Source organism: Ureibacillus massiliensis 4400831 = CIP 108448 = CCUG 49529 (assembly GCF_000772965.1).
In the GTDB taxonomy this organism is placed as follows: domain Bacteria; phylum Bacillota; class Bacilli; order Bacillales_A; family Planococcaceae; genus Ureibacillus; species Ureibacillus massiliensis.
Window position 1 is genome coordinate 91,878 of record NZ_JPVQ01000011.1, and the last position, 10,146, is coordinate 102,023.

General features: G+C 33.0%; 12 protein-coding genes. All 12 read left to right on the forward strand.

Translation table 11 applies throughout. From position 1 onward, the window contains the following. The first annotated feature begins 2 nt into the window (after positions 1-2). The 12 genes from CD30_RS08115 (at position 3) to CD30_RS08170 (ending at position 9,772) form a co-directional block, all read left to right on the forward strand. A complete protein-coding gene (locus tag CD30_RS08115) occupies positions 3-431 on the forward strand; it encodes a recombinase family protein (RefSeq protein ID WP_036175041.1) in 429 nt (142 codons plus the stop codon). After that, a complete protein-coding gene (locus CD30_RS08120; RefSeq protein WP_036175043.1) occupies positions 421-1,986 on the forward strand; it encodes a recombinase family protein in 1,566 nt (521 codons plus the stop codon). The genes CD30_RS08115 and CD30_RS08120 overlap by 11 nt, the downstream gene beginning before the upstream one ends. Positions 1,987-2,131: 145 nt before the next feature. After that, a complete protein-coding gene (locus CD30_RS08125) occupies positions 2,132-2,365 on the forward strand; it encodes a single-stranded DNA-binding protein (protein ID WP_036175045.1) in 234 nt (77 codons plus the stop codon). 62 nt (positions 2,366-2,427) lie between these two features. Continuing rightward, positions 2,428-2,997: a hypothetical protein gene (locus tag CD30_RS08130; protein WP_027622093.1), complete on the forward strand. Its 570-nt coding sequence runs from the start codon at positions 2,428-2,430 to the stop codon at positions 2,995-2,997. Positions 2,998-3,026: 29 nt separating this feature from the next. Next, positions 3,027-3,470 carry a hypothetical protein gene (locus CD30_RS08135; RefSeq protein ID WP_027622092.1) on the forward strand — a complete coding sequence of 148 codons (444 nt, stop codon included), beginning with the start codon at positions 3,027-3,029 and terminating at the stop codon, positions 3,468-3,470. A 109-nt stretch (positions 3,471-3,579) separates the two neighbouring features. Next, on the forward strand, positions 3,580-4,953 hold the full coding sequence (locus tag CD30_RS08140; protein ID WP_036175050.1) for a hypothetical protein: 1,374 nt from the start codon (positions 3,580-3,582) through the stop codon (positions 4,951-4,953). Between the two features lie 433 nt (positions 4,954-5,386). Continuing rightward, positions 5,387-5,920: a sigma-70 family RNA polymerase sigma factor gene (locus CD30_RS08145; protein ID WP_036175052.1), complete on the forward strand. Its 534-nt coding sequence runs from the start codon at positions 5,387-5,389 to the stop codon at positions 5,918-5,920. Continuing rightward, positions 5,904-6,923, forward strand: a complete 1,020-nt coding sequence (locus CD30_RS08150) for an anti-sigma factor (RefSeq protein ID WP_036175054.1) — start codon at positions 5,904-5,906, stop codon at positions 6,921-6,923. Before CD30_RS08145 ends, CD30_RS08150 begins: the two co-directional genes overlap by 17 nt. A 553-nt stretch (positions 6,924-7,476) precedes the next feature. Continuing rightward, the gene (locus CD30_RS08155; RefSeq protein ID WP_036175056.1) at positions 7,477-7,947 is read left to right on the forward strand and encodes a peptide-methionine (S)-S-oxide reductase; all 471 of its coding nucleotides are present in this window, start codon (positions 7,477-7,479) and stop codon (positions 7,945-7,947) included. 488 nt (positions 7,948-8,435) lie between these two features. Continuing rightward, on the forward strand, positions 8,436-8,765 hold the full coding sequence (locus tag CD30_RS08160; protein WP_036175058.1) for a hypothetical protein: 330 nt from the start codon (positions 8,436-8,438) through the stop codon (positions 8,763-8,765). Between the two features lie 426 nt (positions 8,766-9,191). After that, the gene (locus CD30_RS08165) at positions 9,192-9,440 is read left to right on the forward strand and encodes a type II toxin-antitoxin system prevent-host-death family antitoxin (RefSeq protein ID WP_036175059.1); all 249 of its coding nucleotides are present in this window, start codon (positions 9,192-9,194) and stop codon (positions 9,438-9,440) included. After that, on the forward strand, positions 9,437-9,772 hold the full coding sequence (locus CD30_RS08170; protein WP_036175061.1) for a type II toxin-antitoxin system RelE/ParE family toxin: 336 nt from the start codon (positions 9,437-9,439) through the stop codon (positions 9,770-9,772). The genes CD30_RS08165 and CD30_RS08170 overlap by 4 nt, the downstream gene beginning before the upstream one ends. Positions 9,773-10,146: the final 374 nt, after the last annotated feature.

Consider the following 10,146-nt stretch of genomic DNA (forward strand, 5'->3'; position numbering starts at 1 on the left):
AAATGGCGCATACGCCTTATGGCTATAGGATAGAGAATGGAATAGCAGTTATCGATGAAGAAAAAGCTGAAAAGGTTAGGAATTTATATAAGGGTTACTTATCAGGCCTTTCCTTATCGGTCGCGGCAAAGTCTGCTGGAATAGATGCTTATCATGGAACTGCGGGAAGGATGCTAAGAAATGAACGTTATTTTGGTGATGATTATTACCCTGCCATCATTGATAAAGAGACCTACGAAAGAGCAGAATCAGAGAGGGTAAAGAGAGCAAAAAAGCTAGGTAGAATCTTTGAACCAAAGAAAGAAGATAAACCTACTATTTCTAAGAAGTTTTCCATAGGACAAGTAATTCAGAAGTATACAAATCCTTTTACACAAGCCGAATTTGTATACAGCTTAATAGAAAGTGAGGTGCAGCAAGATGGCAGTTAGTAAAAATGTAATGATTATACCTGCAATAAAACGTGTAGGCAACAATCGAAAAGAAGATGAAACACCAAAACTTCGGGTCGCTGCTTATTGCAGAGTTTCTACAGATAGTGATGAGCAGGCTAGTAGTTACGAAGTGCAGATTGAACACTATACAGAGTTTATCAAGAAGAATTCAGAGTGGGAATTTGCAGGGATCTTTGCTGATGATGGCATCAGCGGTACAAATACAAAAAATCGCAACGAATTTAATCGAATGATTGATGAGTGCATGGCTGGGAAAATTGATATGATTATTACCAAATCAATAAGCCGATTTGCTAGAAATACCTTGGACTGTCTACAATACATCAGAAAACTTAAAGATAAAAACGTTGCGGTATATTTTGAGAAAGAAAATATCAATACATTGGATGCCAAAGGTGAAATTATGCTTACCATTATGGCATCCTTAGCGCAACAAGAGAGCCAGTCATTAAGCCAGAATGTAAAGCTTGGTTACCAATACCGATACCAACAGGGAGAGGTAATGGTCAATTGTTCTAGGTTTTTAGGATATACCAAAGATGAAAATAAGCGATTAGTAATTGTGCCGGAGGAAGCTGAAGTAGTTAAGAGAATTTACAGAGAATATCTTGAAGGCTCCAGTATGGATAAAATCAAAAAAGGACTTGAAGCTGATGGCATACTTACAGGCGCGGGGAAAAAAAGGTGGCATACCAGTACTATAAGGAAAATATTAAGCAATGAAAAATACATTGGTGATGCACTGCTCCAAAAAACTTATACGGTAGATTTTCTTACAAAAAAGAGGGTTGTAAATAACGGAATCGTACCTCAGTATTATGTAGAGAATAACCATGAAGCCATTATTCCGCGTGAAATCTTTATGCAGGTACAAGAAGAGTTAGTTCGTAGAAGTAGAGGACATATAAGTACTAGTGGAAAGAAAAGAAACTTTAGTTCAAATCATGTATTTTCACAAATTATCTTCTGTGGAGAGTGTGGCGAAATATACCGTAGAGTTCATTGGAATAACCGAGGTAAAAAATCGATTGTTTGGAGATGCGTCAGTAGACTTGAGAATACAGGGTTAGCTTGTCATTCCCGAACCGTGCTGGAGGAAATGATAGGCCTTGCTACGGTGGATGTGATTAATAAACTAATAGGGCAAAAGGATGGCTTTTTAACTATCTTAAAGGAAAATATAGAAACAGTGATAAGTGAAACGGACAATAATATTGTTGCCGAGATAGATAAAAAGCTAGAGGAATTACAAAAAGATCTTTTGAGACTGGCTAATTCCAAAGAAGATTATAACGATATAGCCGATGAGATTTACAGGCTCAGAGAGGAAAGGCATAAGGCTTTAGCAGAAGAAGCTGGCAAAAAAGGCTCCAAGCAAAGGCTAGAAGATATGGAAAAATTCCTTAATGAACAATCCACCTTCCTTGAGGAGTATGATGAGCAACTAGTAAGGAGACTTATAGAGAAAATAACGGTCTATGATGATAAACTAACTATTGAATTTAAATCTGGTGTAGAAGTAGATGTATAAACATAACCTACATGAATGACCACCATTCAGGAGATATATTTATTCTCTTGATCGGTGGTTTTCTTCTTATTGACTAGAATTGGTAAAAGGCATATAATCTTATTAACAATGTTGTTAATATTGTTATTGATAAGGAGATGACAACATGGGTGATGTTAATGAGTTACTAGAACAGGCTATTAAGGAAACTGAAAACTTGAATGAAGGTGAAGTCTTTCTTGTCAAAGATCTGTTCAAGGGTTATGTATGGAATAGAATACCCAGAAAGGATCGACTTCTGCTTGGGACTTTATTTTTAAACTACGTAAATAAAATGGAAGGTAATATAAAGGCTATTGAAAAGACGTCATCTAACCAGCAGAGGTATCAGAAGGTTTGAGGATATAGCAAAACTATTATGAAGGGCAATAAAAAACTATAAATTATATTAGGGTGTATGGGGTGGATGCTTTGCTTAATTTAAGGCAATTAGTAGATGACTTTTTCTTGTTTGTTCAGTCTAAGAGTATTGAAATTTATAATGAGTTTAGCCTCCAGCATGAGCTGGGGATATTCCTACGTGAAAAGCTTCCGGACTATCGTATTCAATTTGAAAGAAATGTATCATACTTCACACCAGACAATAAAACTATAAAAAAAGAAATAGATATTACTATTTTTAATGAAGATAAATCAGAGAAGTATGCAATTGAACTTAAGTGCCCATTAAATGGTCAGTATCCAGAACAGATGTATTCGTTCGTGAAGGATATTAAATTTATGGAGGAGCTTAAGAACCGAGGATTTACTAAAACAGCTGCTGTTGCTCTTGTTTCAGATAGACCTTTCTATGAAGGGCGCAACAATGAAGGTATATATAAGTTTTTTAGAGAAGAATATTCTGTTTACGGTTGTATTTTTAAGCCAACAGGTGTAGGAAAAAATAAAGATAGCATTGCATTAACAAGCAGATATGATTTTATCTGGCAGGACTTAAGTGACGGTCGTAAATATTACGTAATAGTGATTTGAAGTATTTAATTGAAGAGGGGGGATATTTTGTGAATAAATTGATTGATGAGATTTGGCAATATTCACACTATTATGGTGATATGTTATTTACTTCTTTGCGTTTACATGAAAATGAAGAAGACTATGCTGCTATATTAGTTTTGTTTAATGCGATGGAGTTAATCTGTAAATCTGTAAGAGAAAATTATAATCAAAACTTTTTACAGGATTTGTCCGATTTAAAAAATAATAATATTCTATCCGAAGAAGATTATCATTTTCTAGCTAGCAAAGAATCTGGTATCAGAGGCATAAGAAATATCATGACACATAGAAATGCATACCAATATTGTTTAGAGGGTACTGATGGTAAAGCTCTTCCCTTTGCAGAACCGGGAACTTGGACAATAGTATTTGAAAGCTACGCTCCTAGAATAATTCAAATATTATATGAGATTTTAAACAACTCTCATTGGAAAATTGAAGAGCGATAGCATTTAGGCATTTGAAATGAGATCGTTAGTAAAATATAAATGGATAATTGCATTGTGTTGTTAGTAGAAACAATCAAACAGGTGCAATTATAGAAATGTGGTGATTCTGATGAAAAATGGATGTATATATTGTGGTGTTACGGAGGATTTATCAAAGTCTGATATAATCCCAGATGCCCTTACTAATGCCAAGATGATAAATCCTAATGTATGTAGAATTAAGCATAATAATGATTTTAGTGATATGTTTGAAGCTGAGGTTATCCAAAAGCTGGCGTTGATAACAAATGAACTTGATATCAAATCAAGTAAAGGAAAAAATTATGCATCTTATGAATCAATAATTACTGTTGGTGATACTGACTACAATGCAAAAATAACCTCTGAAACTGAATTGTTCGGAGGAAAAAAGAAGATGCGTAGTGTTGATGGGAAATATTTGTTGGGGCCAATCGATGAAATTAAGAAAATTAAGGCTGCGAACGATACAAACGTTAGTGAAATTGATGTCAATCAGATGGAGATTGAAAAAAGAGTACCACTAGATTTATCAGTATTTTTTAGCATGGCTATGTATAGAATGGTAGCTAAGATTGGATTTGAATGGTACTGTGCAAAGAATAAAGTCATGTCAAAAATAGATGATTTTACACCTATCATCGATTTTATAACAAGAAGTAACGGGGGAAAAGTAGTATCGATTGTTAGCAACCCAGAAATATATGCACTGTTCAATAATATGGTCAATTATGGAAGTCATGCCTTATTGTCATATGTGTCAAAAGATAACTCAGTTAATGTAATTATAAATCTATTTGGTATTGCTATATATAATGTACGGGTTTGTGATAAACCCTTAGATGGCTGTAAATATAATGTACTGTTCCAGGAATTGACACTCGATGCAAAGCATATCTGTTTTTCAGATACGGATATAGAAAATTTACAGGAACACTTTATCAATAGTTTTGAACCTACAAATATTGGTGATGGTTTAACAGCCATGATACCTAAGGATATGACAGATAAGACACTTAAATATAAACTGATGTATGTCACGAATTATGAATTATTTTTTGAGAAACTAAATCTTATTGATGAGCCAACGCAAGAAGTAATAACTCTTATACTAAATAATATTCAAAGTTTACTGCAAGAATCTGCTATTACTATAAGAGGATTGAAGCGGTTTGTAAAAGAACACTGGAAACATTTTGAACAAGGAATCAGATTAAATCCCAAAGGAACAAATAAAAAATCTATCTTTATGTTTTATATGCTTTTCATCATAGGGCAGTCGAATGGAAAAATAAAAAACATTCATGATTTGTATACAGTAATTAAAGATAAATTTTCGAGTGATACCATTAACATTAGTGATGAAATGTCTAATAAACTACATGAAGAAATGTTATCGAATGAATCACATTCAGAGTTAATGACAAAAGGTGCAAAAATAATTGAGAGTTGGAGTTTTGAATAAGAGTGGATATGTTCCCGCCTACCGATAGTGCAAAAAGAGCCTTTGACGTGTTTCCGACTACCGACAATGTAAAAGACATCAATCCACCCCGCTCGTTGCACTGTGAGGCTGTGGCGTGGTTGGAGTTAACATAATAATTTACAAACGGATTCCGAGTAGAGGAATTCGTTTTTTTATTGAAAGTATAATTTAATTAAAATATTCGAATGTGGAAGAATTTACTTCTTCAAATTCAGAAAAGTCGTGATGAACGTAAAAGTAGAATTGTCTATAGGTGCCAAACTAAAGAAAAAAATTTAACTGGTTAATATAAAAGCTAATTTTCCAATTTTAAAAGATTCAAGGTCCCTCTTTTTTATAAACATCGAAAAAATACTGTAACATATTTATCAGTGAAACGTGTAAATAGTGAGTAGGTAAAGAGGGGGGTTAAATGCCAAAACGACTAAAATTAGAAAATCTATATAAGCAGTACTCTAAGTCTCTCTATTTTTATTTATTAAGATTAAGTGGTTCTACGCAACTTGCAGAGGATTTAACACAAGAAACGTTCGTTCGTGCTACTGTTCATCTTAATAAATATGAAGGAGAAGAGGCACGTGCTTGGCTATTTAAAGTAGCACGCAATGCATACTTAGATGAATGGAGAAAGCAAAAGAGAAGGAAATCAATCCCTCTTTTATCCCTATTTTTATCGAAGGATGACATGATTAGTCCATATGGTATTCCAGAAGATTTCTTATTAGCGCAAGAAACACATCAACAAATTGATGATTTATTGGGGTATTTGCCAGAACAATATAGGTCAGTCATTTATTTGCGAGAGTATGAGGAGTTTAGCTATAAAGAAATAATGGAAGCATTGCAACTAACAGAAGAACAAGTGAAGGTGAGACTGCATCGAGCGAGAAAGCGGTTAGCAATCCTCGCTGAAAAAAAGGGGTGGTATTATGACGGAATGGAATAAAGAATTAGAAAAGAGAATATTAAAAAAATCAAGGTTCACCTTAACATTTAAGATTATACGAATATTGTTAATGGTGGTATTTATTTATGCTATATACATGATAATAGCGAATATTGTTACCGACAAGTTTGCCGTTGGAAAAGAAAATATGTATTTTTCAAGTCTTTCACTAGAGTGGACTGTTCCTAATGTACGGGGAGATTTCAGAATTGAGGAACAAGATTTGACTGTTTTTGGAACAAAAAGTTTCAGCTATAACTTACTTAAAAAGGTAGGAAGTGAGGATCTAGTTATTGGTGAGGCACAAGTAACAAAAAGACTATTTAATGATCTTTCAAATATTACTTACTCACATCCTGGTTTACGGCAATTAAGTGAATTTTCCTTCTCGCTTCCTGAAAATCCTGGAACAAATATGAAGCTAGAAGCTAATCCATCACCACATGTTTGGGAATCATTAGAGATGTTACCTGAAGGAACTGTAGGAGAGTTAGCATTTTCTACTACAAGTTTCATGGAATCAGAAAAACTAATTGAAAATTTACGGGACTACGATATTGATATATTATGGATGCCATTATACACTGGGGAATTTGTGAATTTTGATCCATACGGTTGGAGTGAGAGCAACAATTTAATCATAGTTTCAGATGTAATTGGTCTAACAGGGGGAAGGGATCATGACGAAAATTTCAATCAAACTTTACGAATCAATAGGTTAGATGAAAGTTCTATAAAGGAAAGCAAGCAGTTAATGTTGGAAAATATGAAAGAACTATTAAATAAATCCAATAGTTATTATGAGAACTTCTTAGGTCTAGGGCACTTAGAGGAAAAATATCAATACATAGAAGAGGAGGGTTTCACTGTATACGGAGCAGTTGTAACAGGTCCTGTAAAAGAATTGTTAAGGTTAAAAGATGCTCCATTTGTTCAAGGGGAACAATTAGGTGAAGTCGAGTTATGGAATTGGGAGAAAAATGAGAAGGATTTAAAGGATTAAGGGTTTTTTTCAACGTTCAAAATTTAAGAAAGTGCTAACATCTAGTATCTGAAGGACCACAAATGCTATAGGCAGAAGTTTATTTAAAATTAACATCAAATATGGAAACTACTAGCCGCTTTTCCTCTTAGAGTCTGTTAGTGCTGTTGCCCTAATAAGCTTTTATGTAAGATTTTGATTCATGCGATTATTTTGCAGTTTTATAATTTATACAATGAGGTTTAATTGCATATAATCTAAATAGTGTTATAATGTCACTAAAAAAAGACCACTATATGAGGACACATAAATGGTTTAATATGGTAACAAATAGAACACGCTTAAAAGCGATTGGTACTAAATAGCCTATAATAAAAAAAGTGAACTACCTAATGCTCGCCAGCTTTAGAAAGAGTTCATTTTTTTCTATTTAAAGAAGTGTATGACAGTAATATCTTTGAGTTTCAAATTGAAAACTTGGATCTTTTAAATTTGGTATTATCTAATATCAAGGGTGAAATAGTTTGGATTATACTTTTAAATTTTTAAAGGCTCTAAATAAGGGGAGAAATTTATGGAAATAGTATATTTTGCAGGTGGGTGCTTATGGGGAGTACAAGCCTTTATAAAAACTTTACCTGGAGTTAAGTTTACTGAAGCGGGAAGAGCGAATGGAACAAGTTATACTCTTGAAGGTGAATATGATGGTTATGCCGAGTGTGTAAAAACAGGGTTTGATCCAACAGTGGTAACAATCAAGGAATTAATGGGGTATTTTTTTGAAATAATTGATCCATACAGTTTGAATAAACAAGGACAGGATATTGGGGAGAAATATCGGACAGGAGTATATAGTGAAAAGCAAGAACACTTAAACGAAGCGACGGCATTTCTTAGTGAGAGAAGTGATTATGATCGTATAGTTGTTGAAGTATTACCCCTAACAAACTATGTGAGAAGTGCAGAAGAACATCAAGATCGACTAGCTAGATTTCCAAAAGATTATTGTCATATCTCAGCAGCAATATTAAATAAATATAAGTAATATTAAACAATCGTTCTCGTAAATTAGAAAAGGTTTTAGAAGTTAAGATAATAGGCTGATACTCGTAAAAAAGGAATCAAGCCAAAACAATTAAATCCGCAAGCATCTATGTGTGCTACACACTCAATAGATTGTAAAACTGTGGCATGGTTGGCGTTAACATAATAATTTATAAACGGATTCCGAATAGAGGAATTCGTTTTTTATTGAAAGTATAATTTAACTAAAATACCCTAATGTAGTTGAATAACTACGTTTGACAAATTTTGTATATTACGGAATAATTATATTAATAACCTCACCTAATTTCCTCTAGCCATTACCTACCAATTTTGAAACTCTCTTTGTATGAACAAATGGTATTTTATTTTTATTTTGAGATATTTAAAAACTCTTAATTGTATCAAAATAGTTCAAACTAATTTTCATTTTATTTAAATACTCTTTCTGTAAAAATTGTTCAATGTTAAGAAAAGGGAGGATTATTAATGGGACATGCAATTCTAGGATACAACAAAGCAGGAGAAGTTATTGCAAATGCTCATTTCAGTATGGGGAATTATAATGCTGGAATATTATACAGCTTACTTGATTCACAAAAATTTAATGCAGGGGTTAGTGGGTCTGGAGACAGTTCTGTTTTCACGATACAACAAATTGAAAAAGCTTTAGCTGCCTATAAGGTATTTATTAATAATGAGGAACCACTTATTGAGGGGGATTATTTAAACCCTGATCAAACTCAAATATTAAAATTTATAAAAAACTGTTTAGCAACAGCTCAGAAGGAAGGCAGTGTAAAAGTGTTATTTGCTTAATATCTTTAAGACTGTTTACTTATTTAGTAAATATGTTTGGAATTAATCATTATATCTATCTATAAAGGGTGAGGTTACAAGATACCATTATCAAAATTCCTTAAATAGTACGAAGGGGACGTTGAGGAAGAAGGAATGCGGATTGAAAAAGTGTTATTTAGCAAGACTATTTTTTGCTAGATAAAATAAAAATTAAACGAGAATCTTTAATGGTTCTCGTTTTTTATTTATAGTGAATAGGTGATCACTCTAAATAATGTAAATGGCTGTTCCGTTGGTCATAATGCCTTCCGAATATACATCTTAGCAAACGAGAAAAGGTAACTCATAACTCGTTAATATAAATCCGCTGCAATAACACGTGTTTATTCACGTTGAAATTAATCAGCGTGGTGAATATAATGATTGTTAAAGGAGGTTTTTATGATGCCTAATATTAAACCTATTTCTGATTTAAGAAATTATACAGAAGTGCTAAATGAAGTGAAAGAAGACAGTCCGGTGTATTTAACGAGAAATGGACGTGGTGAATATGCAATTGTTGACATAAAAGAATACGATAAACTTAAAGCAACGATCAAATTATTAACTGAGCTCGAAGTAGGGATGAATTCGGTTAGAGCTCATGGTGGACTGTCTGCAGATGAAGTGGAGGCTAGATTAGGGTTAAAATGAAGGTAAGCATTGTATACTCAGAAATGGCTTTGGAAGATTTACAATTGTTGAAGAATTATCTTTTTTCTAATTGGGGAGAAGATGTTACCAAGAAAGTCATTAGTAAGATTACTACTGATGTTAGAAGTTTAGAGATATTCCCATTATCAGGTGTTCCACTTGCAAAGAATATTCAGATTCCTACCGAATTACGTTATCTAGTTTCAGAAAAGAACTATATATTTTACTATCATAAGTCTGATACAGTAACTATTGTACGTATACTAAATGAACGACAAAACTATATTGCACAATTATTTCAAACTAGTACAAACACAAATAATATTGATTAACAATCTTAATTTTGTGTACCGGGAACTTATTCAATTTTGAATGTCGGAATTGTTCTTTCCCCATTTGAAGTCTTACATTTTGAAGTAGTGGTGTGGTTGGAATTAACATAATTATATTAGAAGAACGAATTCTTGTTGGAGGAATTCGTTCTTTTTGTTTTTAAAATGAATATGTTTCGAAATTCTCATTATAAATGCCAACTATTCATAATAACCCTCCATTAGGAAATACTGTCTAAAAGATTGTAAATTGGAGGATAGATCAGTTTATCCTTAAAAAGGGAATAGGTAGTGTCAAAACTTCTATGAAAAATTGAAAATCACAAAAAAATTAGACGAAAGTTACGCTTCGAACGAGTGGACAATCGCTCTTG